The organism is Bradyrhizobium sp. USDA 4516 (genome assembly GCF_054055915.1).
The window spans coordinates 8,277,906-8,294,238 of the sequence record NZ_JBSRXT010000001.1; the positions used below are offsets into that span (position 1 = coordinate 8,277,906).

The following is a 16,333-nucleotide window of genomic DNA, read 5'->3' on the forward strand; positions in this document are numbered from 1 at the left end:
TCAAGGAGCGCGTCGGGGCGCTCCCTCAATCAGGCCGGCACGCCAGCCTGATCTCTGTTTTTCATTCTGAGCACGATGTGCGCGCGAACGCCATGCGTTCCGCATCATGCTCAGTGCGACGTGTTTGCATACTTCCGAAGTTCAAGTCTGGCAATGGCGCGATTGTGCACCTCGTCCGGACCGTCGGCGAGACGGAGCGTGCGGATGTGGGCATAGGCGCGGGCGAGGCCTGCGTCGTCGGAGACGCCGCCGCCGCCAAAGGCCTGGATCGCCTGGTCGATGATCTTGAGCGCCATGTTGGGAGCTGCGACCTTGATCATCGCGATCTCGGCCTGTGCGGTCTTGTTGCCGACCTTGTCCATCATGTCAGCGGCCTTGAGGCAGAGCAGACGGTTCATCTCGATGTCGGTGCGGGCATCGCCGATGCGCTGCTCCCAGACCGAATGCTCGATGATCTTCTTGCCGAACGCGGTGCGCGAGGCGAGCCGCTTCACCATCTTCTCCAGCGCCTCTTCGGCCTGGCCGATGGTGCGCATGCAGTGATGGATGCGGCCCGGACCGAGACGGCCCTGCGCGATCTCGAAGCCGCGGCCTTCGCCGAGCAGGATGTTTTCCTTCGGCACGCGCACGTTCTCCAGCAGCACCTGGGCGTGGCCGTGCGGCGCATCGTCGAAGCCGAACACCGGCAGCATCTTCTCGACCTTGATGCCGGGGGTGTCGAGCGGCACCAGGATCTGCGACTGCTGCTGATGCTTGGCGGCGTTGAAGTCGGTCTTGCCCATCAGGATCGCGATCTTGCAGCGGGGATCGCCGACGCCCGACGACCACCATTTGCGGCCGTTGATGACGTAGTGATCGCCGTCCTTCTCGATGCGGGTCTCGATGTTGGTGGCGTCAGAGGAAGCGACCGCCGGCTCGGTCATCAGGAAGGCGGAGCGGATCTCGCCGTCCATCAGCGGACGCAGCCATTTGCGCTTCTGCTCCTTGGTGCCGTAGCGGATGAACACTTCCATGTTGCCGGTATCGGGGGCGGAGCAGTTGAACACTTCCGAAGCCCAGGAGATGCGACCCATCTCTTCCGACAGCAGCGCGTATTCGAGATTGGTCAATCCCGCGCCGTGGAATTCATCGTCCTCATGCGAGGACGGCGGCATGAACATGTTCCAGAGGCCTTCGGCCTTCGCCTTCTTCTTCAGGTCCTCGAGGATCGGGATCACCTTCCAGCGCGGGCCTTCGGCGTCCTGCTTGTCGTAGATCGGCACGGCGGGGCGAACATGCGTTTTCATGAAGGCCTGAACGCGCTCCAGCCACTCCTTCTGCTTGGGCGACATCGTGAAATCCATGGGACGCTCCTCGTTTCCTAGACTTGGGCCGCTGACCTGGGCCGATGACCTGGGCCGATGACCTGGGCCGTAGCCATTTGCCGACATTGTTGACCCCGCCTCCGCGGCTCGCAAGGGCGTTCGCGGAAGGGCGGCGTTGGCGTGCCAGAATGCTGCCCCGCGATCCGCGGATTGACATTTCCGACCGTTCAAACGATAGTTTCATACAAATGTTTGAAATGCAACCTCGCGTTCGTCATTCCGGGGCAGCCCGCAGGGCTGAACCCGGAATCCGGAAATTGTGGAGCGAGATTCCGGGTTCGATGCTGCGCATCGCCCCGGAATGACCGGAGGCTCTCAGCCATGGCCAGCGACCAGACCCGATCCGCCATTCTCGCCGCCGCCGAGCGGCTCTATGCCGACCGCGGCTTCGGCGACGTCACGCTGCGCGACATCGTCGCGGAGGCGAACGTCAACCTCGCTGCGGTGAACTATCATTTCGGCTCCAAGGACGAATTGATCGCGGAGCTGTTTGTCACCCGCAGCATCCAGACCAACCGCGAGCGCCTCAACGAATTGCGGGCGGCGGAGGAAAAAGGCGGCGGCCGCGCCGCGATCGAGGACATCATGCGCGCCCTCGTCGGCCCCACCCTGCGCGGCTGCCTCGGGCCGGATCGCGAGGGCTCGACCGCGGCGCGGTTCATGATCCGCGCCTCGATCGAATCCGTGCCGCCGATCCGCCGCATCAAGAATCGCGAGGTCGATCACCTGCGCAAGTTCGCCGCGGCGATGCGCCGCGCGATGCCGGCCAGCAGCGACACCGAGCTCTATTGGGGCCTGCACTTCGCGCTCGCGATGGCGCACCACACCATCCGCGAGAAGGAACGCCTGCTGCGGCTGTCGGAAGGCAAATGCGATCTCGACGACGTCCGCGGCATCATCGATCGCGTGGTCACGGTCTCGGTGATGGCGCTGACGATGGGCGACGTGCCGAGCAAGCCGGCGCCGCGACCGGTCGCGATGCACGGGCGGCTGACGCGGCAGGATTTGTGAAGCGAGGGCGCCGCTGCGGCGCCCTGCCCTTACACCATCGCGATGCAGTCGATCTCGACGTCGAACGGCCCGGTCCATTCCGGGATGCAGACGAAGATCCGCGCCGGCGGCTGGTGCGGGAAGTACCTTGCATAGACTGCATTGAAGGTTGTGAAGTGCTTTGCCGAAGTGCAGAACACGCTGCACTTCATCACATTGTCGAGCGTGGCGCCGGCCGCCTCGAGGCATTGCTTGAGCTGCTCCATGACCAGCTCGCTTTGCCGCTCGATCGACGCGCCGGCGGCGAACTCGCCGGTCGCGGGATCGAACGGCGGCAGGCCGGAGACGAACACCATGTTGCCGGCCCGGGTCACCGGCGATGCCGGCGCCTTCCAGCGCTCCAGCCAACTCGAGATCGGTTCGACGCGGACCACTTCCCGTTTCATGATTGGCACCTTCGATGAGGATCGATGGCGCCAACCTAGCAGGCGGATGTCAATGATGCTTCGATGCTGGTCGAAGTGTTGTTGCGGAATGACGACCCTGGTCCCGTCACCCTGAGGAGCGCGCCCTTGCGCGCGTCTCGAAGGGTCGACGGCCACCAGCGGGGCCGTTCATCCTTCGAGGCTCGCAAGAGCTCGCACCTCAGGATGACGGAGAAACTCCACCGCCCGCGGCCTCGAAGTCAGTGCCTACAGAATCCCCTGCGCCTTCAGTCCCTCGACCTTGGCGTCGTCATAGCCGATGGTCGCCAGGATCTCCTTGGTGTCGGCCCCCAACAGCGGCGGGGCGCGGTATTCGGTGATCGGCGTGCCCGAGAAGGTCAGCGCGTTGCGGATCAGCGACAGGTTCGGCTCGAAGGGATGGTCGACCTTGACCCGCATGCCGCGCGACTGCACGTGCGGATCGCTGAACACCTGCTCGAAATTGTTGATCGGGCCCGACGGCACGCCGGCCTCCTCGAGCTTCTCTAGCCAGTAGGCCACCGGCTTCTTCAGGAACAGCCCGGCGAAGATCGCCATGATCTCCTTGCCGTGCACGACGCGGTCGTTGTTCTTGACGAAGCGCTTGTCGTTGGCGAGCTCGGGCTCGCCGAGCACGGCGCAGGTGCGCTGGAACTGGCCGTCATTGCCGACCACCAGCATCAGCTCGCCATCAGTGCAGCGGAACACGCCGGCCGGCATGCCGCCATTGCCCCAGGTGCCGCGGCGCGGCGGGGTCTTGCCATTGACGAGGTAGATCTGCAGCCAGTGCGACAGCGATGCGATCACCGTGTCGAACAGGCAGACGTCGATGTGCTGCCCTTCCCCGTTGTTGGCGTCGCGATGGTAGAGCGCCGAGAGGATGCCGATCGAGGTGTTCATGCCGGTCATGTAGTCGACGATCGAGGGGCCGACCTTCATCGGGCCCTCGCCCGGCTCGCCGTCGATATGGCCGGTGACGCTCATCAGGCCGCCCATCGCCTGCAGGATCGCATCATAGCCCGCGCGCGGCGCGTAAGGTCCGGTCTGGCCGAAACCCGTCACCGAGCAATAGATGATACCGGGGTTGAGCTGCTTGATGGTCTCGTAGTCGAGACCGTAACGCTTGAGGTCGCCGACCTTGTAGTTCTCCATCATCACGTCGGCCGTCTTGGCGAGCTCGCGGATGATCGCCTGCCCTTCCGGCTTGGCGATGTTGACGGTGACCGACTTCTTGTTGCGGTTGGCGCAGAGGTAGAACGAGTTGTTGTTGTTCTGCTTGCCTTCTGGATCGGTGAGATAGGGCGGGCCGAAGGCGCGGGCATCGTCGCCGCCGCCGGGCCGCTCGATCTTGATCACCTCGGCGCCGAGATCCGCCAGCATCTGGGCCGACAGCGGGCCCGCGAGCACCCGCGTCAGGTCGAGAATCTTGATGCCCGAGAGTGGCAGAGCCGACATGAACCTTCCTCCAAATCTTGCGATATCTTGATTGTGTCGCACCGGGCCGCTGCCCGCGCGCGCTCAAGCCTGCCGATACACCATTTTGGTGTGACGAGCACTGCATTGTCGGCATGAAGCCATCCCCGGGCGGCCTATGTGCGGCGCACCGGCGGTATTTGGCCGGAACCGGCCGGCCCCTGCCCCGATTGCCGCCACGCGAAATTGTGAAGATGGCCGACACCCATTTGCCTCAGCGTCAGCGGTATTTTGCCGCGACGAGGAGGAAAACATGCGGACGATCACGACGGTCGGGTTGCTGCTGACGCTGCTTGCGGCCGCGATGCCGCCGGTGGACGCGCGCGGCAGCCACGGCCATGGCGGCGGGCACGCGATGCACGGCATGCACGTGGGCGGCGCCACTGGCGCCGGCAGTTTTGCCGACGACAAGCGCCACGGCAACGCCCCCTACACCAAGGCGGCCTCCGACGAAGAGGACCGCCTGCTCAACAGCAAGCTGAAGAGCATCTGCCGCGGCTGCTAGGACGACGTCCAGCGAAGCCGCGCCAGGATCGCGCGGCCCATGATCCAGTCCTTGTCGCTTTCGCTGAGGAACGGAAGCTCCTCCGTGAATTGCGTCACGCGCTGCCGGTAAGTGGCCCGGGCGAATGAGTTGGTTAGATCGGTCCCCCAGTGGCAGCGCTCCGGGCCGTAGGCGTCGAACAGGCGGTGGATGTGCGGGATCACGTCGCGGAATGGATATCGCTCAGTCGAAATCAGCGGGACCGACGACAACTTCACCGATACATTCGCATATTTTGCGAGCGCGGCCGCCTGGACGATAGCCTCCGGCACCATGTTGTTTTCCGATGAGCCGGAACGAGGGCGAAGTCCCGCGCCGACGCCCATGTGATCGATGATGAGCGTAAGTTGCGGGTGCCGCTCGGCGATGCGGGCGAACAGCGACGTCTGCCCCTCAGTGAGAAACATCACCGGCAGGCGGGCCTTCTCCGCCGCCGGCCAGAACCAGTCCGCGGTTCCGTCTGTCAGCCACGCCGCTTCGCCGGGGCCGACGTTCAACCTCACGCCCAGTACGCCGGGCTGGTCGCGCCAAGTCGCAAGCCGTGCCGCGCGGTCGGGCTTGTCGAGGGCGACACGCGCCATGATGGCGAAGCGGCCCGGGTACCGTCTGACTGCCTCCTGGGCATAATCGATGCGCTCACCTTCAAGCGACACTGGCGGAACGATGACAACGCGATCGACGCCAGCCTCGTCCATCAGTGGAATGACTCGCTCGATGGTGAAGGGCTCGGGGAGCTGCGGCTTGGCACCGGGGAGCCAGGGTCTCTCCGGAGTGCTTGCCGGCCACAGGTGAACCTGCGAATCGACGATCACTCGTTTTTGCTGCGCGACCGCTACAGTGGCGCGTTGCATTGACAGCGCGACACCGGTCGCGACGGCGCCGGTCAGAAGATGACGGCGTGAAGGCATGTAATGTCCTTCCTGTTCTATGGCTTTGGTCACGACATGATGGTGATCGGCACGGCGCGCCTCAGCAGGGGTAACCGCAAACTGGCTCGCAATATTGAAGATCACATCAGGAAATTGCGGCCGTAGAAATAGGGCTCACGGTCAATTTGCACCGCAACAATCTTGAATCGCGCATTTCTCGGCTGGGCCCTGGCGCGGCGACCTACGACGCGATCGCCTGCCGCGGCTGCGCGGTGGCGCCGATCAGCTTGCCGATCTCGGGCTTGCAGCCGCCGCAATTGGTGCCGGCCTTCAGACAGCGGCCGATCGCATCGACGCTGTCGGCGCCCTTTTTGATCTCGGCGGTGATCCGGTGCCGTCCGACGCTGAAACAGGAGCAGACGATCGGGCCGACATCCTCGCCCGCGCCGAACGGCCTTCCCGCGAGCAGCGACATCCGCGCGTTGGCCGACAATTGCTGCTCGGCGAACAGCCCGGTCAGCCAGGCCCGCGACGGCAGCGCGTGATCGGGCGCGATGAACACGCAGCCCTCGAGCCGGCCGTCGCGCACCGCCGCGTAGCGGAAGCGTCCCGCCGCCGGATCGCGATAGGCGATCCACTCGATCTCGACACCTTCGAGGCCGAGCTGCGCCCTCGCCCAGTCGCGCCAGCTCTCCGGGCGAGTGTCGAGCGCGAGCTCCAGCCGCGTGCAATCGCCGGCCTTGCCGTAGACCCAATAGCCGCTTGCCGGACGCCTGATCGCGTCGCGGCTCAGGATGAAGGCGTGCCATTTCGGCGTATAGGGATCGGCCTTGACCGGCGTGTGCTTGGACTCCGGCTGGCCGGACACTGGATCTGTCGCCGGATTGACCAGCGCGTTGACGCGCCCCTCGCCGGCGAACTCCGCGTTCCAGTGCATCGGCACGAACACGCAGCCGCGGCGCTGGTCGGCGCTGACCACGACGCGCGCGATCATCTCGCCCCAGCTGCTGGTCAGCCGCACCAATCCCTCGTTTTGCAGGCCGGCCTGCCGCGCATCCTCCGGGTGAAACTCGGCATAGGGCTCGAACACATGTGCCAGCAGCCGGCCGGTCTTGCCGGTCCGGGTCATGGTGTGCCACTGATCGCGCACACGGCCGGTGTTGAGCACCAGCGGAAAGTCGCGGCTGGTCGCGTGGCGCGCCGCGCGCGGCGCCACCGGCACGAAGCGCGCCTTGCGGTCGGGCGTGAAGAATTGCTGGCTCTCGAACATCCGCGACGTGCCGGCCGGATGGTCCGACGTCACCGGCCACTGCACCGGCGCCAGCGCGTCGTAGGCGGTATCGTCCAGCGCCGCCAGCGCCGAGATGTCGAAATCGCGCCGGCCGCTATTCTCGAAGCCGGACAGTTCGGCGTGCTCGCGGAACACCTCGGCCACCGAGGCATAATCGAAGCCGGAATATCCCATCCGGGCGGCGACGTCGCAGATGATGCGCCAGTCGGCGCGCGCCTCGCCCGGCGCTGCGAGAAACGGCCGCTGCCGCGAGATCCGACGCTCGGAATTGGTGACGGTGCCGTCCTTCTCGCCCCACGCCAGTGCCGGCAGCAGCACGTCGGCATGGCGCGTGGTGTCGGTGTCGCGCATGCAATCCGTCACCACGACGAGCTCGCAGGCGTCGAGCGCGGCGCGCGCGCGATCGGCATCCGGCAGGCTCACCACCGGATTGGTCGAGATGATCCACACCGCCTTGATGCGGCCGTCGGCGATCGCGTCGAACATGTCGACCGCTTTCAGCCCGGCCTTCTCCGCGATCACTGGCGCACGCCAGAACCGCTGCACCAGCTCGCGATGCGCGGGATTCTCGATCTCCATATGCGCGGCGAGCTGGTTGGCGAGCCCGCCGACCTCGCGGCCGCCCATCGCGTTGGGCTGGCCGGTCAGCGAGAACGGCCCCATGCCGGGACGGCCGATGCGTCCAGTCAAGAGATGGCAATTGATGATGGCGTTGACCTTGTCGACGCCGCTCGACGACTGGTTGATGCCTTGCGAATACAGCGTGACGACGCGCTCGGTGCGCGTGAACCAGTCGAAGAACAGCCCGACCGCGCCTTCGGTCAGGCCGCAGGTCGCCGCGGTCTGCGCCACGGTCTGGCCGCCGACCTGCTTCAGCGCGTCCACCACACCCGTCGTGCAATTGCCGACAAAGCCGCGGTCGACCGCGTTGCTGCCGGCGAGAAAGGCGAACAGGCCGTTGAACAGCACGGAATCGCTGCCCGAGCGCAGCGGCAGATGCAGATCGGCGCCCTCGCAGGTCGCGGTGCGGCGCGGATCGATCACCACGATCTTGCAGGCCGGATTCTTCTCCTTCGCCGCCAGCATGCGCTGGTGCAGGATCGGATGGCACCAGGCGGCGTTGGAGCCCACCAGCACGAGCAAGTCCGCCTGCTCGAGATCCTCATAGCAGCCCGGCACGGTGTCGCTGCCGAACGCGCGCTTGTGCCCCGCGACGCTGGAGGCCATGCACAGCCGCGAATTGGTGTCGATATTGGCGGTGCCGACGAAGCCCTTGGCGAGCTTGTTGATGACGTAATAGTCCTCGGTCAGCAGCTGGCCGGAAACATAGAACGCGACCGCGTCGGGCCCGTGCTCGCGTATGATCCTGCTAAAGCCATCGGCGACGCGATCGAGCGCGTCGTCCCATGACGCCGGCGCGCCGTCCACCATCGGCTCGAGCAGACGCCCGTCGAGATCGATGGTCTCGGCGAGCGCCGAGCCCTTGCTGCAGAGCCGGCCGAAATTGGCCGGATGCTGCCTGTCGCCCTCGACGGTGACGGCACCGGCCGCGTCCTTCGACGCGATGACGCCACAGCCGACACCGCAATAGGGACACGTGGTCTTGACGGACATTGCCTGACCGCTCAGCTCACCGCGGCCGCCTGCCGCACCGACAGCCAGACAACGCCGTTCTCGACCTTGGCCGGATGGGTATGGGTGCAGCCTTCGTCGGGCGCCACGGCCTGCCCGCTCGCCAGTTCGATGACGAAGTTATGCAGCGGACAGGTCACGCGCTTGTTGTGCACGATGCCCTGCGACAGCGGCCCGCCCTTGTGCGGGCAGCGGTCGTCGAGCGCGAACACCTCGTCGCTCTCGGTCCGGAACACTGCGATGTTGCCGCCCGGCGTGCGCACCACGCGCGAGCCGAGCCGCGGAATGTCGGTCAATGCGCCGATTTCGATCCACTGAGTCATGCGAGCTCTAATTCGGCGAGAGGCGCGAACTCGTTGCGGTCGACGCCGCGGCTGGCACGCTCGGCCCACGGATCGGTCTGCGCGAACTGCTGCGAATAGGCAAAGCGGGCGAACAGCGCCTTGCGGTTCGCAACGTCGTCGACCACCCGCTTCCTGATCTGCTCGAGACCGACGCGGTCGCACCATTTGTACATGCGCTCCAGATACCAGCCCTCCTCGCGGTAGAGCTGGGTCAGCGCCACGATCACCTCGAGGCATTCGTCCTCGGTCTCGACCTTGGTCAGGAACTCGGTGCCCTTGATGTGCAGTCCGGCGGCACCGGCGAAATGGATCTCGTAACCGGAATCGACGCAGACCACGCCGACGTCCTTGCAGGTCGCTTCCGCGCAGTTGCGCGGGCAGCCGGAGACGCCGAGCTTGACCTTGGCCGGCGTCCACGAGCCCCACATGAACTTCTCGAGCTTGACGCCGAGGCCGGTCGAATCCTGGGTGCCGAAGCGACACCATTCCGAGCCGACGCAGGTCTTCACCGTGCGCAGGCCCTTGGCGTAGGCGTGGCCCGACACCATGCCGGCGTCGTTGAGGTCGGACCACACCGCCGGCAAGTCCTCCTTCTTGACGCCGAGCAGGTCGATGCGCTGGCCGCCGGTGACCTTCACCGTCGGGATGTTGAACTTCTCGGCGACGTCGGCGATCGCGCGCAGCTCGCTCGGCGTCGTGACGCCGCCCCACATCCGCGGCACGACCGAATAGGTGCCGTCCTTCTGGATGTTGGCGTGGACGCGCTCGTTGATGAAGCGCGACTGCTGATCGTCGCGATATTCGCCGGGCCAGGTCGCGAGCAGATAGTAATTCAGCGCCGGACGGCAGGAGTGGCAGCCGTTCAGGGTCTTCCACTCCATGAAGCGCATGACCGCGGGAATGGTCTTGAGCTGCTGCTCGACGATCACGCGGCGAACGTCGTCGTGGCTGTGATCGGTACATTTGCACAGCGGCTTGACCTTCGGCGCCGCCGAATAGTCGCCGCCGAGCGTGAACGCCAGCACCTGCTCGACGAGCCCGGTGCAGGAGCCGCAGGACGACGATGCCTTGGTATGGGCGCGGACGTCGTCGAGCGTGAACAGCTTCTTCTCGCTGATCGCCTTGACGATGGCGCCCTTGCAGACGCCGTTGCAGCCGCAGATCTCGGTCTCGTCGCTCATCGCGGCAACCGAGCTCTGGCCGCTGACGCCGCCATCGCCGAGATTGGCGGCGCCGAACACCAGGCGCTCGCGCATATGCGAGACGTCGGTGCCGTCGCGCAGATGCTGGAAGTACCAGGGACCGTCGATGGTGTCGCCATAGAGCACGGCGCCGACGATCTTCTTGTCCTTCAGGATGATGCGCTTGTAGACGCCGCGGTTAGCGTCCTGCAGCACGATCTCCTCCTTGTCCGGCCCCGGCGCGAAGTCGCCGGCCGAGAACAGGTCGATGCCGGTGACCTTCAGCTTGGTCGAGGTGACCGAGCCGTCATAGGTGGCGAAACCCTTCATCGCGAGGTGGTTGGCGCAGACCTTGGCCTGATCGAACAGCGGCGCGACGAGACCGTAGGTCTGGCGGCGGTGCTGCACGCACTCGCCGACCGCGTAGATGCGGCCGTCATAGGTCTGCATGGTGTCGGAAACGACGATGCCGCGCTCGCAGTACAGCCCGGCCTTCTTGGCGAGCTCGAAATTCGGGCGGATGCCAACCGCCATCACCACCAGATCGGCCGGCAGCTCGGTGCCGTCGCCGAACCGCACGCCGGTGACGCGGTCCTCGCCCAGGATGGCCTGGGTCTGCGCCGGCATCTTGAACACCATGCCGCGCTCTTCCAGCGACTTGCGCAACAGGCCGCCGGCCACCGGATCGAGCTGACGCTCCATCAGCGTGTCGAGCAGATGCACGACCGTGACGTTCATGCCGCGCTTCATCAGCCCATTGGCGGCCTCGAGGCCCAACAGGCCGCCGCCGATCACTACCGCGTTGCGATAGTCGGTCGAGGCCTTGATCATGCGATCGACGTCGTAGATGTCGCGGAAGCCGATCACGCCTGGCAGTTCCTTGCCCGGCAGCGGCAGCATGATCGGGTTTGAGCCCGTCGCGATCAGCAGGCGGTCATAGGGCACCCGCTCGCCGGCCTCGGTGACGACTTCGCAGGTCCGGCGATCGATCATGGTGATCGTCTCGCCCTTGCGTAGCGTGATGTTGTTGTCCTCGTACCAGTCGACGGTGTTGAGCATGATGTCGTCGACGGTCTTCTCGCCGGCGAGCACCGGCGACAGCAGGATGCGGTTGTAATTGCCGTAGGGCTCGGAGCCGAACACCGTGATGTCGTAGAGATCGGGCGCGCGCTCCAGCAGCGCCTCGACCGTCCGGATGCCGGCCATCCCGTTGCCGATCACCACGAGCTTCTGCTTGGTCACTTTGTCGAGCATGGTCTGCCTTTCAATTCCGACGGCGCTGCGCAGCGACGCGGCGTGCGTCGTTGATGGGCACCGATAAAGGTTTGGAGTTGTAGGAAGCCCAGCCGCGGGCGCAGACCGTCTTCGATGACGACCGATGTTCCGTTGTTAATTAATATTCAAAACGCGTGCCAACTCGTGGCGGGCGAATCCGGCTGCAAAATCAAAAGGTTTCCGGCCGATCAAAATCCACCGGTCCGCGCGCCGCGCCGACAGCCGGCCGAAATTTTAGCCACGCCGATGATCTCTTGTGCATCACAGCATCGCCGGCCGCGATGCGATCGCGAAATCGCATTTGATGCGCGATCGCAGGGACTTGGCGCATCGCACAAAAAAGCACCAGCATGCACGTTTGCGCGGCGGCACTTGCCGCAAGCCACGCCACGCGCGGCGGCGGAACGCTGTTCGCGATTGCGCGGCAACGTCTTGCGACTGCACGGCAAAGAGACACGACCTGATCGATGGCACGGTAATTGCTGACCCCAGCTGTTGACGGAGTGCGTTTCAACGACGAGCGCACTCCCATTCACCAACATTCCATTTGTCTGCGCCTGAGATGGCCGCGCTTTCGCGGCTGCCTCCGCCGCATCAACGCGAGATGCTTGCGATGAAGCTTGCCGAGTTCAAGAAGGCAGGTCACTGGCCGACACTGCTTGCCGCGTTCCTGTACTTCGACATCAGTTTCATGGCGTGGGTCGCGCTCGGACCGCTGATCGTCTACATCGCGCGAGACATGAATCTGGCCGTGAACGAGAAGTTCACCCTGGTCGCCATTCCCGTGCTGGCCGGCGCGCTGCTGCGCGTGCCGATGGGCATTCTCGCCGACATCATCGGCGCCAAGCGCACCGGCATCATCGCCCAGCTCGTCGTGATCGCCGCGACTGCTGCGGTGTGGCACTTCGGGCTGACCAGCAAGCTCGCGATCGAGCTGTTCGGGCTTGCGCTCGGCGTCGGCGGCGCCTCGTTCGCCGTCGCCCTGCCCCAGGCGAGCCGCTGGTATCCGCCGCAATATCAGGGCGTGGTGATGGGGATTGCCGGTGCCGGCAATATGGGCGTCGTGCTCGACACGCTGCTCGCGCCGACCATTGCCGAGCATTGGGGCTGGCAGGCCGTGTTCGGCTGCCTGCTTATCCCGATGCTGATGGTGCTCGCCTATTACGCGGTCGCAGCCAAGGACGCGCCGGGCGAGCGCAAGAAGGTCTCGCTGCATGCCTACGGCGCACTGCTGAAGGATTCCGACAGCCGCTGGTTCATGTTCTTCTACTTCATCACCTTCGGCGGCTTCGTCGGCCTCGCCAACGCGCTGCCGCTCTATTTCACCGTGCAGTATCATGTCTCCGGCGTCGCGGCGGGCATGCTGGTCGCGCTGATCGTCGCGTTCGGCTCGGGATTCCGTCCCGTCGGCGGCATGATCGCCGACCGGATCGGCGGCATCCGTTCGCTGTCGATCCTGTTCGGTGTCGTGGTCGCGGCCTATCTCGTCATTGCCTTCATGCCGGAGGGCCCGACGGCGCCGACGCAGGCCGGCTGGGCGTTGACGGAACTGCCGCGCATCGCCTGGATCTCGGTGCTGCTGTTCTCGATCGGCGTGCTGGCGCTCGGCATGGGCAACGGCGCGGTGTTCCAGCTAATCCCGCTGCGCTTCCGTCACGAGATCGGCCTGATGACCGGGCTGGTTGGCTGCGCCGGCGGCGTCGGCGGCTTCTTCCTCGCCCAGACGCTCGGCGCCGCCAAGGGCATGACCGGCGGCTTCGGCGCCGGCTTCCTGTTCTTCGGCGGGCTGGCGTTGCTTGGCTTCATCGGACTTGCCATGGTCAAGGTTCGCTGGCGCACCACTTGGGGCGCGGTATCGGGAGCGCGCGTCTGAGGACTCCGCTCCGCAACGTGACGGGGCCCGGACGTGGCGAACGGTTCGCAACGGGACTTGGGGGTGCGCGTCGGCTTTGCCAGCGAGACCGGCAAGCGCGCCGCCAATGAGGATTATGTCGCGGCCTGCTTGGGCCAGCCGGGCACGCTGCATCGCGATGTGGTCGCCGCGGTCGCTGACGGCGTCGGCGGCCACAAGGGCGGGCGCGAGGCCGCGGAGGTTGCGGTCCGCAGCTTCATCGACGCCTATTATTCGTTGCCCGAGACGCTCGGTGTCCGCCGCCGCGCCGCGCGGGCGCTGGAAGCCGCCAACAGCTGGATCTACGGCCAGGGCCGCGTCGATGCCGCGCGCAGCGGCATGGCCTGCGCGTTCTCCTCGATCATCCTGTCACGGCGACAATGCCATGTGATCCATATCGGCGACACCCGTGCCTATCGCCTGAGCGACGGCCGCCTGGAACGCCTGACGCAGGACCATATCGCCGGCCGCGGTGACCTCGCCCACATGCTGAGCCGCGCCATCGGTTTCGAGGAGTTCGCCCGCTTCGACTACACGTCCCTCGGGCTCCGGCAACATGATCGCCTGCTGATCTGCAGCGACGGGGTTCACGGCGCGCTCGGCGATTTGCGCCTCCAGCAATTGCTGGAGGAACGCACGCCGCCTGACGAGTCCGCGCGCAGCATCGTCGACGCCGCCCTCGCGGCCGGCAGCAGCGACAACACGACCGCACTGGTGCTCGACGTCGTCGACCTGCCGCCGGCGGACCGCGACGATCTCACCCACGCGATCGCGACGCTGCCGATCCTCGATTTGCCGGTGACCGGCGATACGATCGACGATTTCAGCCTCGGCGACGTCTTGTCCGACGGGCGCTACAGCCGCCTGTTCAAGGCGATCGACAAGCGCGCCGGCCGCGAAGTGGTGCTGAAGTTTCCACATCCGCGGGTCGCGAGCGAAGGCTCCTACCGCCTCGCCTTCGTGCGCGAGGCCTGGGTCGCCGCGCGTGTGCGCAGCCTCTGGATCGGCGAAATCATCGAGGTGCCGGCGGAGCGGCAGACCAGGCTCTATTCGGCGATGCCGCTCTACGAGGGCGAAACACTGGAGCAGCGGCTTGGCCGCGCGCCGCGGCTGTCGCTCACCGACGGCATCGCGATCGCAACCAAGCTGGTGCGCGCGGTCACCGCGCTGCACCGCGCCGGCATCATCCATCGCGACATCAAGCCGGACAACGTGATCTTGCTGAAAGACGGCGGGTTGCGCCTTGTCGACCTCGGCGTCGCGCGGGTGCCGCTGCTGGAGGATTTTCCCGCCGAGGACATTCCGGGCACCGCGAGCTACATGGCGCCCGAACTGTTCGGCGGCAAGGCCGGTGACGAGGCCTCCGACCTGTTCGCGCTCGGCGTCACGGTCTATCGCATGTTCACCGCGAACTATCCGTTCGGCGAGATCGAACCGTTCTCGCGGCCTCGCTTCGGCAAGCCGGCGCCGCTATCGCGCTACCGGCCGGACCTGCCGGCCTGGCTCGACGCGGTGATCGGCAAGGCGCTCAGCGTCGACCCCGCGCAACGTTTTGGCGACGCCATCGAGTTCGCGCACGAACTGGAAAACGGCGCGACCTGGGCCGGCCCCGCCGTCACCACCCGCAAATCGCTGCACGACCGCGATCCCGTGACCTTCTGGAAGGTGCTATGCGCGATCCTGGCCCTGATCGTCGTGGTGCTGCTGGCGCGGCATTAGACTAGCTCCGTCATGCCCGGCCTTGTGCCGGGCATCCACGTCTTCGCTGCAATCGCCTAAGAAAAGACGTGGATGGCCGGGACAAGCCCGGCCATGACGAAAAGAAAGAGAGTCATTTTAGATCGGTTAGGCAGCTGAAATTTGGCTATTTCAGTTTGCAGCTCAGGACCCGGCGCGGCGGATCGTGATGCGGGTCTCGTCGGTCATGTCCTTGAGCTCCTTGTTCGGCTCGCGGTAGAGATGGCGCTCGATCTCGACCGTGCGGCCGTCGATCGTCTTGGTGCATTTCTCGTCGACAAATACGCCGCCGACCTCCTGCTTGTCGGCGCCCGGCTGTGCCTTGGAACAGGTCCAGCCGTCCTCGCCATAGCGCGATCTCGCCTGCAGGCCGAGCAGGAAGGCCTTCTTGCGCAGATAGAGCCGCGCCTTCGGATCGGTCTCGATCATCAGCGCCGCGATCTTGGCGTCCTTGTCGATGATGACGGTGAGGATCGCGGGATGGCCGCCGACCATGGTGCCTTCCCGCCCGCTCTCGCGATCGTACTCGAAGCGGATGCCGCGCAGCTGGTCCGGTCCGGCCTGGCAAGCCTGCCATTGCGCCCAGTCAGCCAATCTGTGGGTCTTCTCGCCGACGCAAGTCAGGTTGATGTAGCCCGCGTCCGGCACGCTGCTGATCGCCATTCCGACGCTGATGTCGCGCAGGTCTCCCGCGGTCGCCATCGCCGGCACCGCTGCCGTGACGGTGACAGCGAAGACCAAGCCACGGATTGCCGATCCTTGCTTGCTCATGGCTTTGCCTTCTCGCTCTGATCGGACGGCGCGGCGGCGTGGCCGGCCTCCTTGTAGATGTTGCAGACCCGCGAGCCATCGCCGAAGAACGCGATGCATTCATCGTAGGTCGGCTCGCCCTTGCCCTTGACGCGGGCGAGCACGTAGTCGGCGACGGCCTCGATCTCGTTCGGCCGCAGGAACACATTCGCTTCGGGCGGCATGCGGTCCGCGACGTCCTGCCGGGTCATCTCGTAGCATTTCGTGGTGTCGTAGGAGCCGCGCACGAAGAACGGCATGCCGGTGCCCGGCCGGCCGCACGTCACGGTCTCGATGATCTGCTCGCGGGTCAGCTCGGTCTTGCGCAGCGACAGCGCGTCGCCGCCATAGCCGCCGCCACCATTGCCATGCCATTTGTGGCAGCCGACGCAATTGCCGCGCTTGAACACCGCCTTGCCCGCATCGGTCGGATCGCTCGCCGACTGCGCTTGCGCGGTACCGATAAATCCCATCACCAGCGCGCAGCCG

General features: G+C 65.7%; 15 protein-coding genes. 5 read left to right on the forward strand and 10 right to left on the reverse strand.

Translation table 11 applies throughout. The features are described 5' to 3' along the window. Window positions 1-110: 110 nt before the first annotated feature. A complete protein-coding gene (locus tag ACVI1L_RS38350) occupies window positions 111-1,343 on the reverse strand; it encodes an acyl-CoA dehydrogenase family protein (RefSeq protein WP_168857056.1) in 1,233 nt (410 codons plus the stop codon). 342 nt (window positions 1,344-1,685) lie between these two features. Between ACVI1L_RS38350 and ACVI1L_RS38355 the strand changes: the two genes are divergently transcribed. Continuing rightward, a complete protein-coding gene (locus tag ACVI1L_RS38355; protein WP_057019566.1) occupies window positions 1,686-2,375 on the forward strand; it encodes a TetR/AcrR family transcriptional regulator in 690 nt (229 codons plus the stop codon). A gap of 29 nt (window positions 2,376-2,404) precedes the next feature. Here the strand turns inward: ACVI1L_RS38355 and ACVI1L_RS38360 are convergent, their stop codons facing one another. Further along, the gene (locus ACVI1L_RS38360) at window positions 2,405-2,800 is read right to left on the reverse strand and encodes a RidA family protein (RefSeq protein ID WP_200844643.1); all 396 of its coding nucleotides are present in this window, start codon (window positions 2,798-2,800) and stop codon (window positions 2,405-2,407) included. Window positions 2,801-3,046: 246 nt separating this feature from the next. Then, entirely contained in the window at window positions 3,047-4,273 is a 1,227-nt protein-coding gene (locus ACVI1L_RS38365; protein WP_253608193.1) for a CaiB/BaiF CoA transferase family protein, read from the reverse strand. Window positions 4,274-4,544: 271 nt separating this feature from the next. Between ACVI1L_RS38365 and ACVI1L_RS38370 the strand changes: the two genes are divergently transcribed. Next, complete coding sequence (locus ACVI1L_RS38370) at window positions 4,545-4,796, forward strand: hypothetical protein (RefSeq protein ID WP_456785195.1); 252 nt, start codon at window positions 4,545-4,547, stop codon at window positions 4,794-4,796. On the opposite strand, the gene ACVI1L_RS38375 is transcribed toward ACVI1L_RS38370, so the two are convergent. Then, on the reverse strand, window positions 4,793-5,743 hold the full coding sequence (locus tag ACVI1L_RS38375; RefSeq protein ID WP_233285844.1) for an amidohydrolase family protein: 951 nt from the start codon (window positions 5,741-5,743) through the stop codon (window positions 4,793-4,795). The genes ACVI1L_RS38370 and ACVI1L_RS38375 overlap by 4 nt on opposite strands. 3 nt (window positions 5,744-5,746) lie before the next feature. Between ACVI1L_RS38375 and ACVI1L_RS38380 the strand changes: the two genes are divergently transcribed. Then, window positions 5,747-5,869, forward strand: a complete 123-nt coding sequence (locus ACVI1L_RS38380; RefSeq protein ID WP_456780370.1) for a hypothetical protein — start codon at window positions 5,747-5,749, stop codon at window positions 5,867-5,869. Window positions 5,870-5,945: 76 nt separating this feature from the next. Here ACVI1L_RS38380 and ACVI1L_RS38385 read toward each other — a convergent pair whose 3' ends face one another. From ACVI1L_RS38385 to ACVI1L_RS38400, 4 genes are all read right to left on the reverse strand, one after another. Continuing rightward, complete coding sequence (locus ACVI1L_RS38385) at window positions 5,946-8,609, reverse strand: nitrate reductase (protein ID WP_456785196.1); 2,664 nt, start codon at window positions 8,607-8,609, stop codon at window positions 5,946-5,948. A gap of 11 nt (window positions 8,610-8,620) precedes the next feature. Further along, window positions 8,621-8,950 (reverse strand): nitrite reductase small subunit NirD, encoded by a 330-nt coding sequence (gene nirD / locus ACVI1L_RS38390; protein WP_028335429.1) that lies wholly within the window; start codon window positions 8,948-8,950, stop codon window positions 8,621-8,623. Then, the gene (nirB, locus tag ACVI1L_RS38395; protein WP_057019571.1) at window positions 8,947-11,406 is read right to left on the reverse strand and encodes a nitrite reductase large subunit NirB; all 2,460 of its coding nucleotides are present in this window, start codon (window positions 11,404-11,406) and stop codon (window positions 8,947-8,949) included. The genes nirD and nirB overlap by 4 nt, the downstream gene beginning before the upstream one ends. Before the next feature lie 190 nt (window positions 11,407-11,596). Then, on the reverse strand, window positions 11,597-11,779 hold the full coding sequence (locus ACVI1L_RS38400; RefSeq protein WP_057019572.1) for a hypothetical protein: 183 nt from the start codon (window positions 11,777-11,779) through the stop codon (window positions 11,597-11,599). Between the two features lie 261 nt (window positions 11,780-12,040). Between ACVI1L_RS38400 and ACVI1L_RS38405 the strand changes: the two genes are divergently transcribed. After that, complete coding sequence (locus tag ACVI1L_RS38405; protein WP_456785197.1) at window positions 12,041-13,300, forward strand: MFS transporter; 1,260 nt, start codon at window positions 12,041-12,043, stop codon at window positions 13,298-13,300. 63 nt (window positions 13,301-13,363) lie between these two features. Continuing rightward, window positions 13,364-15,037: a bifunctional protein-serine/threonine kinase/phosphatase gene (locus tag ACVI1L_RS38410; RefSeq protein WP_194295395.1), complete on the forward strand. Its 1,674-nt coding sequence runs from the start codon at window positions 13,364-13,366 to the stop codon at window positions 15,035-15,037. A 162-nt stretch (window positions 15,038-15,199) separates the two neighbouring features. On the opposite strand, the gene ACVI1L_RS38415 is transcribed toward ACVI1L_RS38410, so the two are convergent. Then, the gene (locus ACVI1L_RS38415) at window positions 15,200-15,826 is read right to left on the reverse strand and encodes a hypothetical protein (protein WP_456785198.1); all 627 of its coding nucleotides are present in this window, start codon (window positions 15,824-15,826) and stop codon (window positions 15,200-15,202) included. Beyond that, on the reverse strand, window positions 15,823-16,317 hold the full coding sequence (locus tag ACVI1L_RS38420) for a c-type cytochrome (protein WP_035631104.1): 495 nt from the start codon (window positions 16,315-16,317) through the stop codon (window positions 15,823-15,825). Before ACVI1L_RS38420 ends, ACVI1L_RS38415 begins: the two co-directional genes overlap by 4 nt. Window positions 16,318-16,333: the final 16 nt, after the last annotated feature.

What these genes read in the sequence shown, in the direction of transcription:
- ACVI1L_RS38350 (WP_168857056.1), bottom strand. Translation starts at nt 1,343, where the DNA reads ATGGATTTCACGATGTCGCCCAAGCAGAAGGAGTGGCTGGAGCGCGTT.
- ACVI1L_RS38355 (WP_057019566.1), top strand. Translation starts at nt 1,686, where the DNA reads ATGGCCAGCGACCAGACCCGATCCGCCATTCTCGCCGCCGCCGAGCGG.
- ACVI1L_RS38360 (WP_200844643.1), bottom strand. Translation starts at nt 2,800, where the DNA reads ATGAAACGGGAAGTGGTCCGCGTCGAACCGATCTCGAGTTGGCTGGAG.
- ACVI1L_RS38365 (WP_253608193.1), bottom strand. Translation starts at nt 4,273, where the DNA reads ATGTCGGCTCTGCCACTCTCGGGCATCAAGATTCTCGACCTGACGCGG.
- ACVI1L_RS38370 (WP_456785195.1), top strand. Translation starts at nt 4,545, where the DNA reads ATGCGGACGATCACGACGGTCGGGTTGCTGCTGACGCTGCTTGCGGCC.
- ACVI1L_RS38375 (WP_233285844.1), bottom strand. Translation starts at nt 5,743, where the DNA reads ATGCCTTCACGCCGTCATCTTCTGACCGGCGCCGTCGCGACCGGTGTC.
- ACVI1L_RS38380 (WP_456780370.1), top strand. Translation starts at nt 5,747, where the DNA reads ATGTCCTTCCTGTTCTATGGCTTTGGTCACGACATGATGGTGATCGGC.
- ACVI1L_RS38385 (WP_456785196.1), bottom strand. Translation starts at nt 8,609, where the DNA reads ATGTCCGTCAAGACCACGTGTCCCTATTGCGGTGTCGGCTGTGGCGTC.
- nirD (WP_028335429.1), bottom strand. Translation starts at nt 8,950, where the DNA reads ATGACTCAGTGGATCGAAATCGGCGCATTGACCGACATTCCGCGGCTC.
- nirB (WP_057019571.1), bottom strand. Translation starts at nt 11,406, where the DNA reads ATGCTCGACAAAGTGACCAAGCAGAAGCTCGTGGTGATCGGCAACGGG.
- ACVI1L_RS38400 (WP_057019572.1), bottom strand. Translation starts at nt 11,779, where the DNA reads ATGCTGGTGCTTTTTTGTGCGATGCGCCAAGTCCCTGCGATCGCGCAT.
- ACVI1L_RS38405 (WP_456785197.1), top strand. Translation starts at nt 12,041, where the DNA reads ATGAAGCTTGCCGAGTTCAAGAAGGCAGGTCACTGGCCGACACTGCTT.
- ACVI1L_RS38415 (WP_456785198.1), bottom strand. Translation starts at nt 15,826, where the DNA reads ATGAGCAAGCAAGGATCGGCAATCCGTGGCTTGGTCTTCGCTGTCACC.
- ACVI1L_RS38420 (WP_035631104.1), bottom strand. Translation starts at nt 16,317, where the DNA reads ATGGGATTTATCGGTACCGCGCAAGCGCAGTCGGCGAGCGATCCGACC.